Here is a 22,507-nt window from a genome sequence, read left to right as displayed (position 1 = left end):
CGAGGTGCGCCGGCGCCAACCGCTGCGCGGCATCAAATCCTGTGCACGACGCAGCATGAAAGCGAACGCCGCTAGTGCCAGCGCAAGACGCCATGCGGAACCGCTTGCGAACAGCCGCGCGCGCTCGTAACGTGAATGACAAGGCCGCAGCCATACGAGATGTACAAGACCCGGCACCCGGCAACGCAACTATCCCCTCCGCCAGGCGCCAGAAATAGCCTTGCATACTACGATGAAAAAGGAGACTGATGATGAACCGTCCTAACTCGCTTCAAATCCGGGTCTGCGCGCCGCTGTTCGCGCGCATCGTGGTCGTAGCCCTGGCGCTCATCACCAGCCCGGCATACGCGCAATTCGAAAAGCCGACCGCCAAATTGCTTACCGTTCAGGCGGCGCTGATAGGTGCAGGCATCACCATAGTTACTTGCGCCGTGCTGTGGGCCAGCTACAAGATGATTTTTCAACATGCGAAATTTGCGGAAATGACCCACATCTTTTGGGGCGGTGCGCTCGCGGGCTCGGCAACCGCTATCGCCGGCTGGCTCATGGGATGAATCATGGACGACTTCGACGAGCCCATCTTCAGGGGATGCACCCGCCCCGCCATGCTGGCGCGCGTGCCGCTGGTCCCCTTCCTGCTGCTGACCGGCGCGTTCATCCTGCTCGGCGTCTGGATGTTTTACCTGGTCAGCGGCTACGTCACGCTGTTCCTCATCCTGGCGTACGTGCCGATCCTGGTCACCATGCGCGAAACGACCAAGAAGGATGACCAACGCCTGCGCCAGCTGATGCTGCAGGTGCGCATGCGCTGGCGCCAGCTCGGCGCGCGGCGCCGCTGGGGCGCCTACACCTACGCGCCATTGCGCTACAAGCGCCGGAGCTGACATGAGAACGTCCGCACAACTGAACCAGGCTGCCCGCGGAGAAATTCCCGCAGCCGACCATATCCCGTTCGGGTCGATGGTGGCGCCGGGCGTGGTCCGGCTGCGCGGCAACCGGGGCTACCTGGCGGCCTGGCGGCTCGAAGGCATCGCCTTTGAGACAGCCGACGCCGACTACATCAGGGAGCGCAAGGAGGCGCTGCACCACTTCATCCGTTCTCTGGGCGGCGGCAAGTTCGCACTGTGGTCGCACAAGGTGCGGCGCGCCGTCAGGGAACGCCTGGACGGCAGCTATGACAACGCCTTCGCGCGCCAATTCAACGAGCGCTACTACGCCAGCTTCGACCTGTGCGACACGCGCACCGGCGAACCGCTGCACCGGCAGATGGTCACCGAGCTCTACGTCTCGGCGATCTACCGGCCGACACCGTCGCTGCCCGCCAGCTTGCTGCGCAAGATGACGGTGCGCACCGCGCACGAGATACGCGAACGTTTTGAATCGGAGCTGGCGGTGATGGAAGATCTCGACCGCCAGCTGCTCACCAGCCTGCGCCGCTACGGCCCCGAGCAGTTGGGCAGCTATACCCGCAACGGCAAGGTGTACTCGGAAATGGCGGCATTTCTCGGCTTCCTGGTCAACGGCGTTTGGGAAGACGTCCCAATGATGACCAGCGAGCTGGCGGAATACCTGCCCACCTCGCGCCTGTCGTTTGGCGACCAGAACGGCTTGCTGGAAATCTGGCATCCGAAAGAACGCAAATTCGCCGGATTCCTGGATTTCCAGGACTATCCAAGACGGTCGGAACCAGGCATGAACAATGCCATCCTGTACAGCGACTACGAGTACATCGAGACCCAGAGCTTCTCCATGCTCAACAAGCATGACGCGCTGGCCGCGCTCGACCGGCAAAAGGGGCATATGGTCGCCGCCGAGGACGCCGCCGAGTTCGAGATCGTGGAAATGGACCGCGCACGCGAGCAGGTCAGCAGCGGCGAGATCGAAATGGGCGAGTACCACTACACACTGACGGTCTTCGGCACCACGCTGGCCGAAGTCGCGCGCAGCATGGCGGACGCCCGCACGGCGCTGCAGGACGGCCCAGGCTTCAAGGTCGCCGTGGTCGACGCGATTCCCGAATGCGCGTGGTTCGCCCAACTGCCGGGCAACTGGCACATGCGGCCGCGCGAGGCCTCGATCAGCAGCCGCAACTTCACCAGCCTGTCGCCGCTGCACAATTTCGCGCAAGGCAAGCGTTCCGGCAATCCATGGGGCGAAGCGCTGGCGCTGATGCAGACGCCCAGCGGCCAGCCCCATTACCTGAACCACCATGTGTCGCCGGAAGACCATGATGCGCTGGACGAGAAAAAACCCGGCAACACCGTTGTCATCGGCCAGACCGGCGTCGGCAAGACGGCCCTGGTCTGCGGCCTGATGCTGTTCGCCCTGAAGTACGCCGGCCTGCGTGGCGTCTTCTTCGACTACAATCGCGGTGCCGAGATCTGCATACGCCGCCTCGGCGGCCGCTACAGTGCGCTCAAGCGCGGCGAACCCACCGGCCTGAATCTTTGCCAGCTGCCGCTCACCGAAGCCAACATCGCATTCTGCGAACAGCTGGTCCGCCTGCTGGCCGGCCCTGCAAGCGCGGAATGCGCCGCCGCGGAGGACGCCGAGATCGGCCATGCGGTGCGCACCGTGATGAGCGACGCCATCCCGTTCCAGCTCAGGCGCCTGTCGGCAGTATGGCAAAACCTCAAGGTCAGTCCAGGCGGCAACAGCCTGCGCGACCGCCTGCAGAAATGGATAGGAAACGGTGCCCTCGGCTGGGCTTTCGACAACCCGCTGCATACCCACGACTTCAGCGATCCCGCCGTCCAGATCTACGGTTACGACTACACGGAATTCCTGGAGGATGGAGAACTTTGTACACCAACGGTGGCGACGCTGCTGCACATGACCGAGAGCCTGATCGACGGCCGCCCCTTCATCTACTGGATGGAGGAATTCTGGAAAGCGCTGAGCAACGCCTACTTCTCCAAATTCGCCCACGACAAGCAGAAAACCATCCGCAAACTCAATGGCCTAGGGGTGTTCATCACCCAGTCGCCGTCCGATGCGCTGACCCACGCCATCGGCAAAACCATCGTCGAGCAGTCGGTCACCCAGATCTACCTGCCCAACCCTTCCGCCGATCACGACGACTACGTCAACGGTTTCAAGGTGACCGAACAAGAGTTCAACATCATCAGAAACCTCGGCGAAGACAGCCGCCTGTTCCTGCTCAAGCAAGGCCATCGCTCGGCGATCCTGCGCTTTGACCTGAGCAGCATGCCCGACATCCTGAACATCCTGTCCGGATCGCTGGACAACGTTGAACTGCTCGATGCCATCCGCAGCGAGGTGGATGACGATCCAGAAGTCTGGGGGCCTATTTTGCAGGAGCGTATCGCAACAAGGCGAAAAGCAATCAGGCACATATAGGAGGACCTATGTCAATCAAACGGACACCGGCAATCTGGCTGCTGCTTCCACTGGCATTCACGGTGGCGTGCACCAATAAGGACCGTGAACAAGCCGCGAAGAAAAGCGATGGGGTCGAGAGTTTCCGCTACGTTCCAGGCGATCCAGAAAAATACATAAAAAGGAATGAAGCAGTCCAGTCCTCCATTCCTCCAAAGGAGAGCCAATCAAACGCATCGCGGTCAAGGTCCGCCAACGACACCGTTCAAAGTACGAACGTCAACCCAGAACAATCTCCGAAAAAGTAAAACATCATGGGCATCGGCGTCGCAGTAGAGGATGCGATTGATCTTCTATTAAACACATTTGTCGCGAGGAAAAGTGAGGCGCTTATGTCAGCGCTGGGTCCACTTGCGTTGACAGGAGTAACCATTCATCTTCTGTTCACCGCCCGTGCCATTTTGGCAGGAGAGTTGCGAGAACCGGTTCCCGATGTGGCATGGCGGTTTGCCAGGATCTCCTTCATTATTGGACTGGCGCTTAGTGTCGGCGGATATCAATCGAACGTGGTGGAGCTAGCAAACGAACTAGAGCAAGGGATGATCAGCGCGCTGTCCGGCGCTACGTCGATCGGGATGCTGGTGGATGATCTGTCCACGCCATACGCAGAACTCGGCCAGCAACTCTGGAATCGGGCCATTACAGGGTTCTGGCCAAATTTCGGTCTGCTCGCAGCCGCTGGCGGAGTCGCCATCATACAGGCAGGTCTTTTTATCGTTGGATTGGGTCTATACCTGCTGGCTAAGATCGGACTGGTCCTCATGCTGGCGGTAGGTCCGGCGTACATTCTCTGCGCAATGGGAGCGAGTACCCAAAAGTACACGGAAAGCTGGTTGGGGCAGGCGCTGAATTTTGTTGTTCTCAAAGTCTTGATCGCACTTAGCATTCAAATGCTAACGGAATTTACCAGTGAATTCGCAGCGCATATCAATTCAGATATGGATGCGGTCAACGTCATCAAAGCAGTAATCGCCCTGTTCTGCTGTGGCGGAGCGCTGTTTGTCGTGATGCTGAACCTACCGCAAATCGCCAGCGCCCTGGCCGGCGGAGGCACCATATCGGGTATCGGGCGCACCATCGCGCAAACCCTGTTATACCGATCACTACGGCCACCATCGCCATCCCGGTCCGGCAATTCCAAGAACGTCATCCACGGGAACGGAGGCGGACGTCCATCTGGTGAAAGCAGCCCCACCCGCAGTCCTCTCTACCAGCGCAACACCCTGGATCACCTGCGGTCCAGTTCAGCAAGGAGAACATCATGAAACTTCGTCCCATCGCGCTTGCATGCCTGATATCGGTCAGCGCCATCGGGGCCGTGCAGGCCTCGCTGCCAGTGATCGACATCGCCAACCTGACGCAGGCGATCAGCCAGGTCAACGCATGGAAACAGCAGTACGATCAAATGGCACAGCAGTATATGCAGCTGAAACAGCAGTATGCCGCCATGACCGGCACCCGCAACCTAGGCAACATCGCCAATAACCCGGCCCTCCAGGCTGTCATACCTCCCGATGTGGCGGACCTCTACGCGTCCATCCAGCAGACCGGGTCCGGCGGCATGACGCCGTTGGCGCAGGCGATTCGGGGACGGACAAAAATCTATGATTGCGAGGGACGCGCTGGAGCAGACCTGGTCAGCTGTCAGGCCCTGCTAAACAACACCGTCCAGCTCCAGGCATTGAGCCAGAACGCCATGTCGGTCGTCAACCAGCGCGTTGCACAAATCCAGGCGCTGCAGAACCAGATCAGCGCGACCAACGACGCGAAAGCCATCGCCGAACTGCAGGCCCGCCTGCAGGCGGAAAACACCCAGGTCAGCAACGACGCCAACCGGCTGATGGTCATGAAGACATTGGCGGAGGCGGCGGACCGCAGCGCGCAGCAGGCCATCAAGGAACGGGAGCTGAAGAATTTGGCCTTGACCAGCGACGGCTCCGATACGTTCGTCTATGTCCCGTTCAGCCACCGCCACTAGGCCCTTCAGGATGCCAGATCATGTCAGCGCTGAAGGAGATCACCGCCGGGCAGGAACACGGCCACTATCGGGCCGGGCTGAGCTGGGAAGCGGACACCGAACGGTCGCGCCAACGCTCGGAACGTCGGGCATGGAACGTCGCCGGCGCCGCCTGCGTGCTTGCCATTATCGCCGTGGTCAGCCTTGCGACCCTGGCACCTCTGCGCCGCATCGTGCCGTATCTGCTCGTCGCCGACAAGGCCAGCGGAAATGTCGAATTTGTCGGCGCGGTGGACGACCGCCAGATCAAGGGCTATCAGGAACTGCTCGACAAGCACTGGGTACAGACCTATGTTGTCGCCAGGGAATCCTACTTCTACCGGTTGCTGCAGGCCGACTACGACACCGTGATGGCGCTCAGCGACGACCGCCTCGCCAACGACTATGCGCGTATCTTCGAAGGCCCCGACGCACGAGACAAGAAATACGGCAATAGGGTCGAGGCTAACATCCAGATCATCAGCGTGCGCCCGGCGTCAACCACCGTCGACAACCTGATGGTCGTCCGCTTCAGCAAGTCGGTCAGGCAAGTGGACGCCGACTTTTGGGAGCCGACCCAGAATTTCGCTGCCACGGTACGCTACGAGTATTTCCCGTCCATGAAGGGCAGCGAGAAACAGCTGCTGCTTAATCCCCTGGGCTTCAAGGTTTCCGGCTATCGGCGGGATGCCGAATTGCCGTCCGTGGAGGCGGCGGCAAAACCTGCAGCGGCAAGGAGCGCGCCGTGAACACGCCGAGGAGATGCATATGGCTGCTGGCCATTGCCTGGTCAAGCACCCAGGCTGCACAACGTCCGACCGCTGCCGGCGCCGATCCGCTGATACGGGTGGTCGACTATCGCAGCGACCAGGTCACGCTCGTCACCGTTCAACGTGGCACCGCCACGCGCATCGTCCTGGCGGACAACGAAAAGATCCTGCGCGATGGCGCCGGCACAGGCTTTGCCGCCGACTGCGCCAAGCAGGAACTGGAATGGTGCATACACGCCGCCCCCGGCGGTAACCAGATCTTGGTCAAGCCCAAGGATGGCGCCACCCACAACAATCTGGAACTGCGAACGGATAAGCGCGACTACAGCTTCCGCTTTGAAGTGCTCCCCGACGAGGAGCCCGGCGGCAGCGGCGTCCCAGCGATGAAAACGCCGCAACGGGAAATGCCGATGTACCGGGTGACGTTCCGCTATCCCTCGGCACAGCCGCAAACAACCGCAGTGCCGGCGCCGCCCACCGCAAAAGCTGAAGCACCATCGCCACAAGAGGCGCTACGCTCTGCTAAGCCGACGCCGCGGAACTGGCGCTATTCGATGCAGCCCGTCAATGGCGCCGACGACATCGTGCCGGAACTGGTCTTCGACGACGGCCGGTTTACCTATTTCCGTTTCCCCGCCAACCGAGAAATCCCGACGATCTTCTACCTGTCGCCGTCGGGCGAGGAAGGACGGGTCAACTTCCATATCGACGACGATGCGCCCGACATCGTCGTTGTCGAGCGCATGAGCCGCCGCTTTGTCCTGCGCCTGGGCAACGCCGCGGTCGGGATATGGAACGATGCCTTCGACGCCTATGGGATACCACCACACGACGGCACCACCGTCGATGGCGTCGCCAGGATCGTGCGCTGAGGAGAGCCAGCATGCCCAAACAGCCCTTCCCTGAGAACAGCCTCGAGCCGCAACCGCGCATCGTTTCCGTCAACGACCGCGGCGGCCGCTCCGCCGGCATCGCCGCCAAACTGGGTTTCTCCATGCTGGTGCTGGCCGTGCTGGTGGTTGGCGCAGTGTTCGGCATCAACCGCTACCGCGCGGCACAGGCGGCCGAAGAAACGCGCGCCGCCGAGGCAAGGAAGACCGAGCGGCGTAACAACGACCAGCCGGAACGGCGCGTGTTCAGTCCCGATCCTCCACTGCCGTCGGGCGCTCGCGCCGCCCCACCCCATGCGCTAGATACTCCAGATGCGCGCTGCGGAGACGGATCGGCCAGCCAGCTGCTGACCGGCGCCGACGGCAAGCCGCTGACCACACCCGATGCGCAGGAGGTCAGGATCTGCAAGAACGGGCAAGTCCTGATCCCCGCCCCGCATGCCGCTCCCTCCATTCCGGGCCAGCCGCCCGCTGGCGCGGCCGCGACGGCCGGCGCCATCGCACCATCCGCTCCCGCCCGCAGCAGCAGGTACGCGGGCACGATACTGCTTTCCTCCCTGGCCTCCTCGCCGATCGACATCGGCGCCGTGCCCGCACCCCAGCCGCCGGGCGAGACCGCGACAGCAAGCGCCGCGACAGCGCCGTTGGCAGCACCAACGATGGAAACGGCGCCTTCCGGCGGCGAAGACAACCGCTCCGCGCCGCCGTCCACAGCTCACCAGGGAGCGCTTTCCGCCCTGCTGCAGTCCAGCGCGCCCGCGATGGTGAAGGCGACGCTGCAGGGGAACCGCGACATGACGCTGTCGCAGGACCGCAGTATCGACTGCAACCTGTCGCTCCGCCTCGTCAGCGAGGTCGCCGGCAAGGCCACCTGCGTGCTCTCGTCCGACGTCTATGGCGACAGCGGCAGGGTCGTCATGGCGGAACGCGGCTCCGTCGCCAGCGGCGAATACGGTCCGGTCGCTGCACAGGGCGCGCGCCGCATGTTCATCCTCTGGACACGCATCCGCACCCCGCGAGGCGTCATCATCAACCTGAACTCGCCAGCGGCCGACGCCATGGGCACATCAGGACTGGACGGCTATGTGGACAACCGCTGGACGGAACGCGTCGGAGCGGCCTTCCTGCTGTCCACGGTGAAGGACGTGTTGGCCTACGAGACCGCGACGGCGGCGGGAAGGAACGGCAACGCCGCCGGGGGCATCGCGCTGTTCCAGAATTCCACGGACGCCGGCAACCGGCTGGCCGAGCGCATCCTGGACAGCACCATCAACATCAAACCGATCGTCTACAAGAATCCAGGTGACCGTGCCACGATTTATGTGGCGCGCGACCTCGATTTTGGGAGCGTCTATGCACTACGCAGAAAATGAGCTGCTGGCCTCCGACGCGGTCGTGCGCGAGCTGTTCAAGCCGCTGGCCCCGTTCATGGATATCCCGGGTGTCACCGAGATCGCGATCAACCGCCCTTGCGAGGTCTACACCGAGGCCGGTCCCCACTGGACACTGCATGCCGCGCCGGCGCTGACTTTGTCCCGCTGCCTCAGCCTGGCAAACGCCATCGCCAGCTATTGCGGCCAGCGCCTGGATGCGGACAAGCCGCTGCTGACCGCCCGCCTGCCAGGCACGGAGCGCATCCACATCGTGCTACCGCCGGTGGCGGAAGCGGACACCGTATCGATGACCATCCGCATCCCCGATCCGCAGCCCCGCACGTTCGATAGTTACCGCCAACAAGGTTTCTTCGGCCGCTACCTGTGGGGCCGCCCGCCGCTGCTCGAGCAGCGGCGGCATGAACTCGACAACGTCCAGCAAGCGCTGGTCGATCGCCTCGACTCCAACCGCCTGGCGGAATTCATCACGCACGCCGTCAGGCACAAGCTCAATATGGTCTTCGTCGGCGATACGGGTTCCGGCAAGACCTCGCTGATGAAGGCCGCGTGCCAGTACATACCCGAGGACGAACGCCTGGTCACAATCGAGGATGTCCGCGAGCTCGCCCTGCCCCGCCACGACAACCACGTCCACCTGCTGTATTCCAAGGGCGCGCAGGACATCGCCTGCGTCACCCCGGCCGACCTGATCGCCTGCACCATGCGCATGAAGCCGGACCGTGTGCTGCTGGCCGAGCTGCGAGGCAGCGAGGCGTTCGACTTCCTCAAGCTGCTCAGCACGGGGCACAGCGGCTCGCTGTCCACCTTCCACGCCGAGTCGTGCGCACTGGCGCTCGAGCGCTATGTGCTGATGTGCAAGGAGCACGCCCATGCCGCCATCTACGACGCCGAAGCGCTGAAACGGCTGGTCGCCCTGACGATCGATGCGATCGTCCACATCAAGGTCGAACGCATCTACGCCGACGACGGTACACCCGTGCGCAAGGAGCGCTACGTTTCGGAAGTGAGCTACGACCCGGTCGCCAAGCAGAACGCCCGCTTCGGCAGCGCGACGGTGCACCGGGCAGGGAGGCCGCGATGACATCCCGCATCCTGTTCATCGTGGCGGCATCGCTGGTGCTGCTGGCGGCAGGCCTGCTGGCCAGCGCCTATCTGGCGGGCGCCCTGTATTTCGTGGCCAACAAGACCCTGCCGCAAGCCCTGGACATCGACACCTGGCATGTCTACTGGAGGGCCTATGCGCAGCACCCGCAGCAACGTCCGCGCCTGATCTTCGCCGCGGCCGCCGCGCCGGCCATCGTCTTCGGCCTGCCGCTGCTGCTCTACGCGCAGCATGCCTCCCGCCCAAGGCCCCTGCACGGCGACGCGCGCTGGGCCGACCATAACGACCTCAGGAAGTCGGGGCTGCTATGAGCGAGATCATCGTCGGCAAATACCACGGCACCTACCTGACCGCCAAGGACGAACAGTTCGTGCTGGTGGCCGCCCCCACCGGTTCGAACAAGAGCACCGCGCTGGTGATACCGAACCTGCTGAACTTCGCCGATTCGGTGGTTTGCCTGGATTTGAAGCTGGAAAACTTTCGCTACACATCGCTGTACCGGCAGCGCCATGGCCATCAGATCTTTCTTTGGGCACCGTTCACCGAGGAGGGCTTCAGCCATTGCTGGAACATGCTCGACGCCATACCGAGAAATTCGCCCTTCCGTGTCGGCGAGGTGCTGGCCATCGCCCAATCCTTCTATCCGAGCGACTGCGACCCCAAGGAGAAATTCTGGAACGACAACGCGCGCAACCTGTTCCTGGCACTGGTCCTGTACCTGGTGGAGACGCCGGAATTGCCCTGCACCTTGGGCGAGGTGCTGCGCCAGTCCTCCGGCTGCGGACGCCCGCTCAAGGAACACATGCAACAGCTGATCGCGCGACGCCAGGGGAGCGGTAGGCCGTTGAGCGCAGAATGCCTGAATGCCATGCACCGCTTCCTGTCCACACCGGAAGCCACGCTGGGCAACGTGATCACCACCCTCACCGCCCCGCTGCTGGTGTTCGCCAACCCCGTGGTCGATGCCGCCACCTCGCGCTCCGACTTCTCGCTGGCCGACGTGAGAAGAAAACGCATGTCGATCTACGTGGGCATCCCGCCGCACCGGCTCGAAGATGCGGCGCTGCTGGTCAACCTGTTCTTTTCCCAGCTGATCGATCAGAACACGCGGCTCCTTCCAGAGAGCGACCCTTCATGCCGCCACGAATGCCTGATCGCGCTGGAAGAGGCGGCGGCCGTCGGCAAGATCAAGATCGTCGCCAAAGCCAACGGCCATATCCGCGGCTACAGGCTGCGCCTGCTGACCATCGTGCAAAGCATCGCCCAGTTGCACTCGCTGTACGGCGAAGCCGACGCCCGCACCCTGATGACCGACCACGCGATACAGATCGCCTTCCCTCCGCGCGAACAACGGGATGCCGACGACTACAGCAAGATGCTGGGCACAACAACGCAGAAGGTGACATCGACCGGCACCAGCCGTACGCGCGGCGGCGGAACCGGCACCGAGTCCGAGCACACCAGCGAGCATGCCCGCGCCCTGATGCTGCCGCAGGAATTGAAGACGCTGGCGCAGCACCAGCAAATCATCTTTGCGGAGTACACGCCGCCCATCCTGTGCGACAAAGCGCGCTACTACGAGGACCACCGCTTTCTCGACCGCCTCAAGGAGGTCAGCCCGGCATTGGCAGGGCTCGATGACGGTCCGCGTGGGCGCATGATGCGCAAGCTGGGACTGACGCGTTGGGCCAAGGTGCGGCCGTCCAAGCAGCAGATCGAGCACGCCGCCTTTGTGCTCAGGGAGATGAGCGCCGCAATACCGCCGCTGCAACTGGCGCCGCCACCGCCGCCACCCGTTGCATCACCGCCGGCACCTGCAACGACGCCGCTCAAGGTCCGCCTCACGCCCATCGATATCCAGGCCCCCGGGCGGCGTGCACCGACCTCCCTGCCCGTCTTTGCCGATCCCGACTTTCCGACGCTGCAGGAAGCGCAGGCCATCGTCGACGCCTTCTTCGGACCGCTGGAAGCCCAGGACCACGCTGCCACCCCAACATCCCCGTCGGCAAAGCGCCGCAAGCGCCGGACGATGCCCGATTCCGGCGACCTGTTCGCGCAAGGCGCCGCACAGCCCAATTCCATTGAAGATGCAGGCAAGCCTGCCGCTCCCGCAGGCAGCGCAAAAGCCGCACCGGCGGCCGCCGGGACAGCCGGGATAGCCGGCCAGCTCGATCTCTCTTTTCTGGACCAGCATCACGACGAACAAAGGAGAACACCATGAGGAGGCTATATCTACTGTATCCGACTTCCCTGACGCTGCTCATGGGACTGTTGGCGGCCTGCGGCAGCGCGCCCAAGGCCCCGGTGCCGGACGGCCGTCATCGGATCCAGGTCAACACCCCCGAGCGCATCAGCCGGTACGGGGACGCCGCGGCCGCCGACCATGCCAACACGGTCCGGCCGTCCGACGACCGTCAGCGCATCGAAGCGCTGGAGACGCAGGTCGCCGGCTTGCGCACCGCCGTGCTGGCGGGTTCCGGAACAGGTCCGGCCAGGCCAGCCTCCCAACCGCCTGGCTGTCCCGAGGCAGCGACAGCAGAAGCCCCCGCAGCCTGCCTGTCCAGCCAGGAGCACATGGAACTCCGCCGCCGCTCCATCGTATTCCACATTCCGTTCAAATTCGGCGCAGCCGATTTCAGTCCGCCCGAATCCTTGCGCAGTCTGTTGCTGAAGGCGGCGGCCGACAGTCCCCGCATCGAGGTGCGAGGCCGCACCGACGCCGACAAGGCCAGCCGTCCCGATGCGCTGCTGGCCTTGCAGCGCGCGCAACACGCGCGTCAGTTCCTGATCTCTCACGGCATAGACCCGGCACGGATACACGCCAGCGCACTGGCGGCCGGAGGCTGGATCGCCGACAACGCCACTGAAGCCGGCCGGGCACAAAACCGTCGCGTCGAAGTCGAAGCCATGGACCTGAATCCCCAGGCGTACGGCGCATTGCCCACGACATCAAAAGGAGCCGAGCATGAACCAGATTGAGGAAGTCGCGCAAGAAGGCGCCGCAGTGGCTCGCCCACGCCGATCCGCCAAGGCGCAACGCGCCCCCGGCAGGAACACGTCACTGACGCCCGATGCGGCCGATGCAACGCCTGTGCCGGCAAGCCGGGCCAAGCCCAGGCGTTCGGCGCCAAAAACGGGCAGGTCACAAAAATCCAAACAGCCGCCCTCGCGCGACATGCCGGCTCCGGAACCGGCCACCGCACCGGAGCCCAGGACGCGGCATGAAGAACCCGAAATTCCCGCCGCAAGCAGCAGGGATCCAGGGGCCGCGCCGAACGCCGACCGCAATACCGGAGAAGAGCGCGACGTCGGCGCGCTTGCAGCCGTAGGCGCCGGCGACCAGGCCTCTCCAGGCGCATACGAAAAAATGGCAAGCCACCTCCAACGCATGCACCGCGCTGCGGAAAAAGCGATCGACAAGGCAGGCGCCCTATGGAGCTACATCAACACCGAACAGGAAGTGGCAGCGCGACAGCCCAATCGCGACGAAGCCTTGGCGCCGCATTCGACACCGGAAGCAGCAGACCCCAGGCCGGCGCCCGCCGACGGCCAGCGCCAGCATCAGGACAGGGAAATCGATGTCGACGGGATCGTCGCGTCGCTGTCGAACCGCTACCTGATCGCCGACGACAAATACTACTTCCGCGACCGCGGCCAGGCACTGGCCTTCGAAGACCTGGGCAGGCGCATTGCGACCGTCCACAACGATCCGGACGTGGCCCGGTCCATGGTCGACCTGGCGCAGGCCAAGGGCTGGAGCAGCCTGAAGGTCAAGGGCAGCGACGTCTTCAAAAGCGAGGTCTGGCTGCTTGCGGCGCAGCGCGGCATGGACGTTTCCGGCTACCGCCCCAAGGAGATCGACAAGGCTCGCCTGGCTGCCATCGAGGCCGAGCGCGACATTGCCCGGATCAACACCATCGAAAGAAACATGCAGCTCGATCTGCCGCTCGCGGCACCTGCCGAAAAGCGCGTCAAGCCGGAAGTGGAGCCGCCCGAAACGCAGGCAAGCCCGAACCTGAGCACGCGCCAGCAGCAGGCCGTCGAATTGCTCAAGACACTGCTGCGCGACCGGGGCGACTCCGAGAAGGCCGTCGAGCTGACGGCCGCCGTGGCTGCAGAGCAGATGCTGACGCGGCGCTCCTATGTCGGCCGATTGCTTGATCACGGTCCTGCGCGGTATCAACATGATCAAGATGCGGATCCCAGTTATTTCGTCGTACTGGACACACCGCGCGGCGAAAAGACCGTCTGGGGAGTCGATCTGAAGCGCGCGCTTGAGGAAGCCCAAATCGAACGCGGTGCCGACGTCTTGCTATCCAAGGTCGGTCATCGGGATGTCACCGTTCCTGTACTTGAGCGGACGGCGGATGGCAGGCCTGCCGGGCGCTGTTACGTGGATACGATGCGCAACGATTGGGATATCCAAACCGTCGACAGCATGCGTGATCTCGCGGCATCGCGCGCGGTCACAAGAGATTCGACTGCCGACTCGCCGGAACCGTCCGGGCAGGCATCCCGCAGACATAGTGTGCAGCCTCCTCTCGCTCCAGTACCGACGCATGCCCATGAAAAGCATATCGAACGAGAGTCGCCAGAGCGCTGACAGGCGATCGGCGTCAGCATCCAGGACCAATCAGGCGCAGACTGAAGGCCGAGCGCGGCGTCCGGCGGCGATACCGCAGCAGGCGCCCCCCGGGACGCCAACTCAGCGGCCAGCCATGCTCAGTTCAAGTCAGTCTATCGACGATCAGGCCACATCGATACTGAAGGCCGTCATGGCCGCCGCCATTCCAGGAGCTTGGTCGAGCGATACCGGATTGCCGATGGGCTGCAGCTTTGCCTTTGCCCTGTCAAAGAGGACCACGGCGCAGCCGTTGGGCAAATGGCGCGAAACATAAATGAAGCCGTCAACCTGCAGCGGATTCCTGAAGACCGCCAGCGCCCACTTCTGCGACAGAGCGTAGTTGCCGGTTCCCGTCAGGCCGACGTGACCTCCCATCGTTTTCAACAGGGGTCCACTGAGATCAAATAGCCTCAGGTCGGCCGAGAAGCGATGTACCCAACGGCGGTCGATTTCAGATTTGGCCACCGGGAATTTACCTTTGACCGGCACGGCGTCATGCAGCAAGGACTCCGCGAGCGCCACCTCAAACGTCAGGCCGAGGTAGCAACTGGCATATTCAGCAGATCCAGTCTTGCACCCGGGCGCATCGAAGCGATTGCCGCCGCTCGTGCCGAAATAGGGCTCGCCTGCCTTGTGACCCGAAATGCGGACAAGCTGCGGAACCGGGAGCGAAACCACAGGCAAATGCGCGCTGGTCGACAGCGCCTTGTCGGGTGACCTCAAACGGGTAACGGCCAATCACGCCTCCCGGAACGCCTTTGCGGCGGCCAGTACTTCACGGAACTTCCCCTTGCGCAGCGCCTCGATGGGCGTACTTTTCCCCAGCGAGAGCCGCGGGTTCGTGAAGAACTGCCACTTGCTCGAGCCGGCCAGGCTCTCCAGTTCCTTGCTGACAGCTTGAAGCTGGCGACGATCGACGCGGTCGTCTGCAAAGAAAGCTGGATAGAGTTTCCTGCCGGACGCTCCATCCAGGGCAAACATGCGCAGGTCCTGGACAGCCCGGGTGATGGCTTGCCGGGACACGCCCATGCGTTCGGCCAGGTCTTGCGATCCGACCAGTTCCCCTTTTTCCTCGAGCTCCGTTCTACGGTCCAGTTCTTTTCTTCCGAATTGATCGAGGAATTCCTGGTTCTCTCCACGAATTTCTCCCTTGCCAGAGGCTGCGGTAGCCTTGGCTGCCCTGGTACCCGCGCCCTTGGAGGAAACGCTGGATTTCACGCGCGAGAACAAATCGAGTATGTCCGCGGAACTGACCTTCGGCACGCCGTGTAATTGCTGCGGCTGGAAGCTGGCGCCACTCGAGTGAGCTTTCGCCTTGGCCTTGCCAGGCTGTTTGAGCTGAACCAGCAAGTAACCGTCCCCCAGATCAACGCCGCGGCTGATGATTTTGTTTAAATCGCTTGGGAGCACACTTCCTGCTGCCTGCTGGGCACGCACTTGAAGAGAGCCTTTCGGTTTCACGGGTTTTGTCGCTTCCTGCTTTCTCATAATCACCTCCATTGCCAACATGCCGATTGTACTCCGATGGGCGTCATGCGCAACCAAAGCAAGCAAATCAACCAAGGAAAGCCCGCGCCTCCGATGCAGTCCGCCGCACTCCAGATGGCTATCGCAACGGCTCTGCACAGAAATAACCCCCTCAGCAGGAAAGGAGATCGGCAAGGGATTCCTGACGCGTTGACAATGGACTTGCCGTGAAGGCATTCGCGTCCCATCTTGCTTGGAGTGAAGAATCCAAACAACTTGGATTGTCGCGGGACCCGGCGACACTCGGCGAGAAGGCCGTCTGGGACGTCGACCTGCAGCGTGCGCTGGAAGAAGGCGAGGGTGAGCACGGCACCGGCATCATGCGCCCCGGTCGGCTAGCGCGGCGTCACTATGCCGGTCTTCAAGCGGACCGAGAACGGCAGCCCACAGGCCGCGGCTACGCGGATGCGACGCGCGACGACTGGGACATCCGCACGTCAACGACATGCGCAATCTCGCGGCATCGCGCGCGGCCACAAGAGATTCGGATGCCGGCTCGCTGGGCGAGTCCCGACAAGCGGAGGATACAAACTGGACATGTAACAATCCGTCTGGCCGTGTCGGATCGCGGCGACGAGTGGAATTGGCGCGGAGTTCATCAGGATGACGCGAGCGTGGAACGTGGGCGCCAGACAGCATCATAGGCGCATCCTGCGCCTAGCGAACGCCCTTGTGATCCGCCACCCACTTCAAGACTTCATTCTCGGACCATGCCACGCTGCGCTTTGACAATTTTATCTTGGCAGGAAATCTCTTGTGTCGCATTTCCTTATAAATCAGGGAGCGTGACATTGCACAGATCTGCTGCACCTCATCCAGTTTGATCAGACGATCCTGTTCAACAGGCTTCCCTGCTTGGCCATGCTTGACTTTCATGGGCGTGTCCCTCCCTATCAATGCTGGAGGTCGCCCATGCTTCAGATGACTTCAGCCGGTCAGTAGTAGCTGACGCCATTCTAGAAGAAAATAAAAATTATTATTTTGACATTTATCGAGAAACCCTCCCCTCGTTGTCCCACCGATAAAGTCGTGGTCGACCAGCTCGTGCGACTCAGCTTGGGATATCCTCTCTGCGCCACACCGCCAATGCCATTCCAGTCGACGGCCTGTGGAAGCAGGATAGCTTCAACGGATAGATTGGGGGCAGCCCCCCGCATAGCGGCAGCGGACGCCATCATACGTCCAAAAAGTTCCGTCCCAATTCTGCAAGCGCATCCCCCGATAACTCTTGCATCACGCTCCGCACGTTGGCCACCGAGCGTCCCACCTACCGGCACCCGCCGACATCGCTATTTAGCTATTTAGCAGCAATGCTCGCCTTGCATGGCACACCACGCGATGCATTTCGTGCTCGGAGGATAGGTTGAAGAAGAAGAAGAAGAAGAAGAAGAAGAAGAAGAAGAAGAACCTTCTTACCTTATCCACTTGCCTTACCCGCTTACCTTACCTGGTTTGATACAAGCCAAAGCGGAGCCATGGCGCAGGCATAAGCTTGGTATCTATCGACCGCTCACCGCCATGGAATCCCACGCCGACATTGCGCCGGACATCGTTCGCCGCATCAACGAAGCCGCCGACCAGCTGTATGAGGAAGCTGGTCGCAGCAGTTTTCCCAACGTCGACGCCGTTCGCCGACGGGCACGCGCCAACATGAACCACGCCTCGCTGGTCATGCGCGACTGGCGGCACCGCCGCATCGCCCCGACCGCAGTGCCCGAAGACGCCCTGCCCGACAGCCTTGAACCCGCCGCCCGCCAGTTGCTGAACGCGTTCTGGCGCGAAGCCAGCGCCCTCGCCAACGGCCACCTGCAAACGGCACAAGCGGGATGGGATCAGGAACGCCGCGAACTGGAAGAATTTCGCGACCAGCTCGCTGCCGCGTTCGACACCCAGGCCGGCGAACTGGCGGAGGCATATCAGACCAACGCGGCGCTGCGCAACGAGATCAGCGCACAGCAGGAACAGCTGGCGGAATTGGCACAACGTGCCGGCGAAGAGGTAGCCAGGGCCGGCAACGCCGATGCCGCGCTGGCGCACGCAAAGACGCAGCTGCAGGAACTACACGAATCGCTGCGCCAGGCGCAGCACACCCAGCAACAGCTGGCACTGCGACTGCAGGAGCAGCACGCGGCCGCCACGGCCGCCGCCGAGCGCAACCTGAGCGAACAGACGCGCTATGCCGAACAACTGGGCCAGGCGCGCCAGGAGGCAGCAGGCTTGCATGCCCAGCTGGCGGCACTCACCAATCCCAGGCGCGACCGCACCGCGGCCACTGCCGATGGCAAACGCAGCACCAACCCAGGAAAGGCAACGCCGCCATGAACGCATACTTTCTCCACCTGGCATCGCCGGAACGCGACGGTGCCCCCGCCGTCATCGCGGGCGACACCGAGGCATTGCTCCGCCTGCGCAACGCCATCAACGATGCAATCTCCGGAGGCGCCGGCGCCGCGCGGTTCTATTCGTCCGACGGCGAGGTCTATGACATGGTATTGATGCGCGAACAGGACATGGGCGCTGCTTACACCGCCTATAGAAACGAGGTCGCCCCGCAGCGATCGTTGCGCGAGGTCCGCCGGCTTGAGCAGCTGGACAATTACGCTCCGGCCTTGCGCTTGCTGCATCAGCTTGGCAAGGATGGCGACAACGCTGCTCGCCATGTCGGCACTCACGGAGGGCGCCCAAAGGCATTGGCGATTGATCTGCGTTGCGCCGCCAACATCGAGCTGCGATGATGCGACCGGCAGCGGTTGGCGGTATCGGCAAGCAGTGAGGTAAGGGACGAGCTGGTTGGCGACGGCGTCATCGGCTGGCTGTTCATGCCCTTCACGCGCCCTCGAAGCCGCTACAACCGCTTGACCGCCATCGGCCGGTGCGCAACATCAAACCGGGAGCATGTACCCGACGCGCCGTTGCTCCACCAACCGGCAAACACTGGGCTGGTGGAAGCGCACCGGGCAAGACGGCGACCGCCCTGCAGCGGATTGTGCCGCGGCCATCGCCGGCGGTCCAGGCAGGGAATGGCGGTTACACGGCGAAAGATATCACTGAGCGACAACCACGGCAGGAGCAGGTGCAGGGGCGACCGGTGACGCAATGGCTGACGACCAGCAGCCGCTCATTGCAGCACGCCGATGGCTTCAATTTCGTATGCGCAATCGCGCGACGGGCCGCACAGTACACGAGTGATCGTCGAAGGCTCCACACCGTGGCCAATAAGAAATTTTATCGCGACCGCCGAGCCCTTGTGGCGCCGCATTGCCATGCCGGCATTAATAATTGCGGTGGTTGCCCGATTCGATGACTTGCGCCGTTCTGTGCGTTGCATATGCCCCCCAGTCAGATGGCTTATCTTATGCAAGTTGTGATGCCGCACTATTGACAATCATCAATACGCAGGACACTTTCAGCCAATTCGCCGATCAGCATTCGCGTTGCCGATGCATGTCTGCATTTCGATTCCGCTGCAATTTGAGATGCAAGCATTTAATACAACAACCGTCGATCTTGACTTGCTAGTGACGATGTTGATTTTCGTTCGCGGCACGACGCGGAATATCCTCTACACTTATCCGCACGAAACGTATTGATCTTCGTCAATGTAAAAAGGAGTGCTCGGGAAAAGCAATGTCACTATCATAAGTGCATTTGAGGAGGACATTCATGTGGTTCGAACTCTACGAGGACAGCTGTCCAATCACAAAGGAGCCTTGGCGATGGCGCTTGCGGGACAACGGCGGTTCAGTCGTCGCTCTTTCCACCACAGGATACTGCAGTGAGGCGGATTGCCGTCAGGCCGTGCAGGACCTCCAGATGATTTCACCCAAGACCCCGATACAGACCCGCAGCCGCCTGGCGCAGGATCGCGCCAGAAAGTCCCGGCGTCAGACTAAACAGTAAGGATCTGACCGCCCCAGGGTTCAAGCGTCAATTCCAATCGCAGGACACAGGGCGGGAAATTGTCGATCGCCAGCTTGCTCAGAAACTGGCGGACAGCGATTCTGCAGAGATTTTCCCGAGTCTCATTATCTAGGCTGGGTATTTCACCAGGATCCACGACATACGCGACCTGCCGACTTTTCTGGCGGTACTCTTCGACTTCGGCAATAATGATTTCATGCGCGAGCTCATACGACACTCTCTGCTGAAAACCGGCGAAATATAGATGCGATTCTGCTGCATTGGAGGCGGTGAAGAAAAACCCCAATTTTCGTTGCGCTGATATTTCCATATGCCCCCCGGTCCAGGCTCTGATAATAAAACTCTTATGGTTTGCGGGAAATATGTCTTTCCTGTGACAGCGACCAACATTGATCTGGATCAAACTCGGTGACGCCGGCCCCCAACAGGCGCAGTCCTCTCAAATGTGGCCCCCTTCAACCTCGGGGCAACGCATTACGATGAAGGCAATCTGATCCGATCTGCCGCTGACTGCGTGACGGGCTCCCGATATCTGGATCAATTTTAGCCGCCGTGTCCGCCAGTAGCGGCACCGCCTTTACCATTCGGCAGTACGACCTTGACGTTTTACATCACGCCCTGACTTTCGCCGCAATTGCGTCAAGATGGCGATTTTCTGCGAGGATGCCAAAGTGGACGGATGGATGGGTGCCTCGTCACAGCGCGGAGCAGGAACGTCTTTTCGCATGCTATATTGGAATCAGGATTCTCAAGGCACCGTGCCACTCGCCTCCAGGTGGCATCAAAGGAGAGTGTTATGTGCTTCTCAGCAAAGGTATGGGCCGACTACCGCCAGTACACTAAAAAATTTGGTGCACGCATCGACATCCATGAGTTCATCCGGCTGCTGGAGCAGCGGATCGACGGCGCCAAAATATCGATCTCGAAGAACGTCACCGATGTCTTCAAGGATGCGCCGCAGACTGCGGAGGAGCGCCGCTGCCGCGACCTGGTGATGCAATACGAAAGCAGCGAAATACCCATCCTCGAAGAGCAGGTGTTCGCACAACGCCGACGCCTTGCTGACGCTGAGCGCCAGCTCGCGACCAAGGCAACAAAAAAAGCAGCCGAGGATCGGCGTATCGCCGGCAACAAGATCAGCTGGTTGACCGCCAAATTGAATGAGCTGAGCACACCGCAAAGCCTGGACGCCGAAGTAAGGATATTCCCCGGCGCCTTTTGCCCTGTCATGGTGATGGACAAGAGCGGTGACTACCTGATCAAGCCGATGCGCTATCAATGCCGCCCGGCGGGCAAGCCGCCAGCCTACGATCACAAATATCCGGGAACCTACAATGCGCGTCGCGATAGCCTGCGCGGTTTTTGGCAGGCGCAATATGGCTCTTCCCATGCGGTGGTGGTTGCGAGCGCTTTCTATGAAAACGTCAACCGCCACCGCCTTGAGGGCCGTGAACTGGCGGAAGGCGAAGAACCTGAAAACGTGATCCTGCAGTTTGCCCCGGGCGACGGCCAACTGATGCAGATCGCGTGCCTGTGGTCGCACTGGAGCGGACCTGGCCAAGCTGACCTGTTGTCGTTCGCCGCCATTACCGACGAACCACCTGCCGAGGTTTCAGCGGCGGGACACGATCGTTGTATCGTGCCGCTTAAAAGGGACCACCTGGCTACTTGGCTGGCAACATCGTCGCCATCCATCGAGGACTACGAGGCCGTGCTCGACGATAGGGAACGTCCATATTACGCGCACCTCAAAGCGGCGTGACGCCATTCGCTCGTCGTAGCCGGCCGCCCTCACTTTCCTTCCCCGTCATGGCCAGGTGGACAACTGTGCCCCGATAGCGAGACCGGCATAAGGTATTCCCGCTCACTCATGAAATGCTCCCTTAGCCAGTGTTGAACGCCGGCACATCGGTTATATATCGGCTACCTGAGCGGCGACCTAATCGCTCAAAGCCTCTACCCGTCAGGCTTCTAAGTTGCGCAAGTACGCGCGTCGTTATCTGGCCGAAGTGCAATACCGATTCAACCGGCGTTTCGACTTGGTCGCCATGGTGCGTCGCCTTGCCATTGCAGTCGTGCGGGAAAAACCCTGTTCAAAAAGAAAGATCCCGGCGCCTTCTGCCAGTCGAATATAATCAGCTTCCTCCATATTTGTGTTTCGCCCATTTACTTAACACTTTTCCTGCCACGCCCTTCAAGCCCGACATCTTCCAAGGGGCATACGCCTCCTCCGGCCCCTTACCAAGTCGCGAAGTATGTACCTGCTCGTCAATGCCATAGAACTGGCGAAAGCTCATCATTAGCGGGTGCCACTTGTCAGGATTGATCTTGTCGGAATCAGGGCCGGCGAGAATGCGAGAGTCAGCGTGGACTTGTACGATCCTAAGTTCGATCATGCAGGTTGGAACAGCCATGTGTGGATCATTTTTGGCAAATGGCCGGATATTTTCGACCACCGCTTCCAAGTGAACCGGGCATTCATTGACGCGCGGCGGCGCGACACGCAGCGAGGCTTTGGGCGTCAATCCGGCAGCACCGAATTTATCGGCGACATGGCGGTAACCCAATAGTTTCTTGTGTAGTGGAATCGATACGCTGCCAGTCAACATTGCCAGCCGGTCGACTGCGCCGACGTTCTCGACCGAAGCAAGATTAAGAACGCATTCGCCGCTGCGCTTTAAATTTTCGACGGTCTTCGAGCTGGCATCGAGGCCCAACATACAACTCCAGCCTAGCCACCATGCCGAGGACATCGGTGCTAGGTTGGGCGAACTATCCGTAAGCGTCTCCCCGGTGACGTCTTGAGTGGAGCGACAAATTAATCGATGATGGCATCACCCCGCTGGGAAGCGGCGTCATCTCAAAGGGCTGCTGGTAGGTTGCA

General features: G+C 61.6%; 24 protein-coding genes and 1 pseudogene. 19 read left to right on the top strand and 6 right to left on the bottom strand.

Annotated features, from left to right (window positions below):
- Window positions 1-248 precede the first annotated feature (248 nt).
- The 14 genes from ABWW33_RS32160 to ABWW33_RS32095 are packed head-to-tail and all read left to right on the top strand — an operon-like array spanning window position 249 to window position 14,154.
- Window positions 249-554, top strand: coding sequence for a TrbC/VirB2 family protein (locus tag ABWW33_RS32160; RefSeq protein WP_353405496.1), 306 nt, complete (start codon window positions 249-251; stop codon window positions 552-554).
- Window positions 555-557: 3 nt separating this feature from the next.
- Window positions 558-884 carry a VirB3 family type IV secretion system protein gene (locus ABWW33_RS32155; protein WP_353405494.1) on the top strand — a complete coding sequence of 109 codons (327 nt, stop codon included), beginning with the start codon at window positions 558-560 and terminating at the stop codon, window positions 882-884.
- A gap of 1 nt (window position 885) precedes the next feature.
- The gene (locus ABWW33_RS32150; protein WP_353405493.1) at window positions 886-3,360 is read left to right on the top strand and encodes a VirB4 family type IV secretion/conjugal transfer ATPase; all 2,475 of its coding nucleotides are present in this window, start codon (window positions 886-888) and stop codon (window positions 3,358-3,360) included.
- An 8-nt stretch (window positions 3,361-3,368) separates the two neighbouring features.
- Complete coding sequence (locus ABWW33_RS32145) at window positions 3,369-3,647, top strand: hypothetical protein (protein ID WP_353405491.1); 279 nt, start codon at window positions 3,369-3,371, stop codon at window positions 3,645-3,647.
- A gap of 6 nt (window positions 3,648-3,653) precedes the next feature.
- Window positions 3,654-4,664: a TrbL/VirB6 family protein gene (locus ABWW33_RS32140; protein ID WP_353405490.1), complete on the top strand. Its 1,011-nt coding sequence runs from the start codon at window positions 3,654-3,656 to the stop codon at window positions 4,662-4,664.
- Window positions 4,661-5,377 (top strand): P-type DNA transfer protein VirB5, encoded by a 717-nt coding sequence (gene virB5 / locus ABWW33_RS32135; RefSeq protein ID WP_353405488.1) that lies wholly within the window; start codon window positions 4,661-4,663, stop codon window positions 5,375-5,377. Before ABWW33_RS32140 ends, virB5 begins: the two co-directional genes overlap by 4 nt.
- Before the next feature lie 20 nt (window positions 5,378-5,397).
- Complete coding sequence (locus ABWW33_RS32130; protein WP_353405486.1) at window positions 5,398-6,144, top strand: VirB8 family type IV secretion system protein; 747 nt, start codon at window positions 5,398-5,400, stop codon at window positions 6,142-6,144.
- Complete coding sequence (locus tag ABWW33_RS32125) at window positions 6,141-7,037, top strand: TrbG/VirB9 family P-type conjugative transfer protein (protein WP_353405484.1); 897 nt, start codon at window positions 6,141-6,143, stop codon at window positions 7,035-7,037. The genes ABWW33_RS32130 and ABWW33_RS32125 overlap by 4 nt, the downstream gene beginning before the upstream one ends.
- Before the next feature lie 11 nt (window positions 7,038-7,048).
- On the top strand, window positions 7,049-8,428 hold the full coding sequence (locus tag ABWW33_RS32120; RefSeq protein WP_353405482.1) for a TrbI/VirB10 family protein: 1,380 nt from the start codon (window positions 7,049-7,051) through the stop codon (window positions 8,426-8,428).
- A complete protein-coding gene (virB11, locus tag ABWW33_RS32115) occupies window positions 8,409-9,530 on the top strand; it encodes a P-type DNA transfer ATPase VirB11 (protein WP_353405481.1) in 1,122 nt (373 codons plus the stop codon). The genes ABWW33_RS32120 and virB11 overlap by 20 nt, the downstream gene beginning before the upstream one ends.
- Window positions 9,527-9,862, top strand: coding sequence for a hypothetical protein (locus tag ABWW33_RS32110; RefSeq protein ID WP_353405479.1), 336 nt, complete (start codon window positions 9,527-9,529; stop codon window positions 9,860-9,862). Before virB11 ends, ABWW33_RS32110 begins: the two co-directional genes overlap by 4 nt.
- The gene (locus ABWW33_RS32105) at window positions 9,859-11,772 is read left to right on the top strand and encodes a type IV secretory system conjugative DNA transfer family protein (RefSeq protein ID WP_353405478.1); all 1,914 of its coding nucleotides are present in this window, start codon (window positions 9,859-9,861) and stop codon (window positions 11,770-11,772) included. The genes ABWW33_RS32110 and ABWW33_RS32105 overlap by 4 nt, the downstream gene beginning before the upstream one ends.
- Window positions 11,769-12,530 (top strand): OmpA family protein, encoded by a 762-nt coding sequence (locus ABWW33_RS32100; protein WP_353405476.1) that lies wholly within the window; start codon window positions 11,769-11,771, stop codon window positions 12,528-12,530. The genes ABWW33_RS32105 and ABWW33_RS32100 overlap by 4 nt, the downstream gene beginning before the upstream one ends.
- Window positions 12,517-14,154 (top strand): LPD7 domain-containing protein, encoded by a 1,638-nt coding sequence (locus ABWW33_RS32095; protein WP_353405474.1) that lies wholly within the window; start codon window positions 12,517-12,519, stop codon window positions 14,152-14,154. The genes ABWW33_RS32100 and ABWW33_RS32095 overlap by 14 nt, the downstream gene beginning before the upstream one ends.
- A 144-nt stretch (window positions 14,155-14,298) precedes the next feature.
- On the opposite strand, the gene ABWW33_RS32090 is transcribed toward ABWW33_RS32095, so the two are convergent.
- From ABWW33_RS32090 to ABWW33_RS32080, 3 genes are all read right to left on the bottom strand, one after another.
- Window positions 14,299-14,913: an RES family NAD+ phosphorylase gene (locus ABWW33_RS32090; protein ID WP_353405472.1), complete on the bottom strand. Its 615-nt coding sequence runs from the start codon at window positions 14,911-14,913 to the stop codon at window positions 14,299-14,301.
- Window positions 14,914-15,837 (bottom strand): HTH domain-containing protein, encoded by a 924-nt coding sequence (locus ABWW33_RS32085; RefSeq protein WP_353405471.1) that lies wholly within the window; start codon window positions 15,835-15,837, stop codon window positions 14,914-14,916.
- Between the two features lie 522 nt (window positions 15,838-16,359).
- Window positions 16,360-16,578, bottom strand: a complete 219-nt coding sequence (locus ABWW33_RS32080; RefSeq protein ID WP_353405470.1) for a helix-turn-helix transcriptional regulator — start codon at window positions 16,576-16,578, stop codon at window positions 16,360-16,362.
- Between the two features lie 642 nt (window positions 16,579-17,220).
- On the opposite strand from ABWW33_RS32080, the gene ABWW33_RS32075 reads away from it, so the two are divergent.
- Together ABWW33_RS32075 and ABWW33_RS32070 are read left to right on the top strand one after the other, a co-directional pair.
- Entirely contained in the window at window positions 17,221-18,024 is an 804-nt protein-coding gene (locus tag ABWW33_RS32075) for a DNA-binding protein (RefSeq protein ID WP_353405469.1), read from the top strand.
- Window positions 18,021-18,437: a hypothetical protein gene (locus tag ABWW33_RS32070; protein ID WP_353405465.1), complete on the top strand. Its 417-nt coding sequence runs from the start codon at window positions 18,021-18,023 to the stop codon at window positions 18,435-18,437. The genes ABWW33_RS32075 and ABWW33_RS32070 overlap by 4 nt, the downstream gene beginning before the upstream one ends.
- A gap of 383 nt (window positions 18,438-18,820) precedes the next feature.
- On the opposite strand, the gene ABWW33_RS32065 is transcribed toward ABWW33_RS32070, so the two are convergent.
- Window positions 18,821-19,030: a hypothetical protein gene (locus tag ABWW33_RS32065; protein WP_353405463.1), complete on the bottom strand. Its 210-nt coding sequence runs from the start codon at window positions 19,028-19,030 to the stop codon at window positions 18,821-18,823.
- 335 nt (window positions 19,031-19,365) lie between these two features.
- Between ABWW33_RS32065 and ABWW33_RS32060 the strand changes: the two genes are divergently transcribed.
- Window positions 19,366-19,602 carry a YegP family protein gene (locus ABWW33_RS32060; protein ID WP_353405461.1) on the top strand — a complete coding sequence of 79 codons (237 nt, stop codon included), beginning with the start codon at window positions 19,366-19,368 and terminating at the stop codon, window positions 19,600-19,602.
- Here ABWW33_RS32060 and ABWW33_RS32055 read toward each other — a convergent pair.
- Entirely contained in the window at window positions 19,592-19,933 is a 342-nt protein-coding gene (locus tag ABWW33_RS32055) for a hypothetical protein (protein ID WP_353405459.1), read from the bottom strand. The two genes, ABWW33_RS32060 and ABWW33_RS32055, sit on opposite strands and share 11 nt — an antisense overlap.
- A 486-nt stretch (window positions 19,934-20,419) precedes the next feature.
- On the opposite strand from ABWW33_RS32055, the gene ABWW33_RS32050 reads away from it, so the two are divergent.
- Together ABWW33_RS32050 and ABWW33_RS32045 are read left to right on the top strand one after the other, a co-directional pair.
- Window positions 20,420-21,385, top strand: a complete 966-nt coding sequence (locus ABWW33_RS32050; RefSeq protein WP_353405457.1) for an SOS response-associated peptidase family protein — start codon at window positions 20,420-20,422, stop codon at window positions 21,383-21,385.
- A 214-nt stretch (window positions 21,386-21,599) separates the two neighbouring features.
- Window positions 21,600-21,758 (top strand): annotated as a pseudogene (locus tag ABWW33_RS32045) (IS1595 family transposase); the annotation flags it as partial.
- Here the strand turns inward: ABWW33_RS32045 and ABWW33_RS32040 are convergent.
- A complete protein-coding gene (locus ABWW33_RS32040) occupies window positions 21,759-22,442 on the bottom strand; it encodes a flavin reductase family protein (RefSeq protein ID WP_353405509.1) in 684 nt (227 codons plus the stop codon).
- Between the last annotated feature and the right edge of the window lie 65 nt (window positions 22,443-22,507).

The organism is Duganella hordei, from assembly GCF_040369125.1.
In the GTDB taxonomy this organism is placed as follows: Bacteria; Pseudomonadota; Gammaproteobacteria; order Burkholderiales; family Burkholderiaceae_D; genus Rugamonas; species Rugamonas hordei.
The sequence above is the reverse complement of the archived record's forward strand: the minus strand, read 5'-3'. Positions and strand labels throughout refer to the sequence as shown.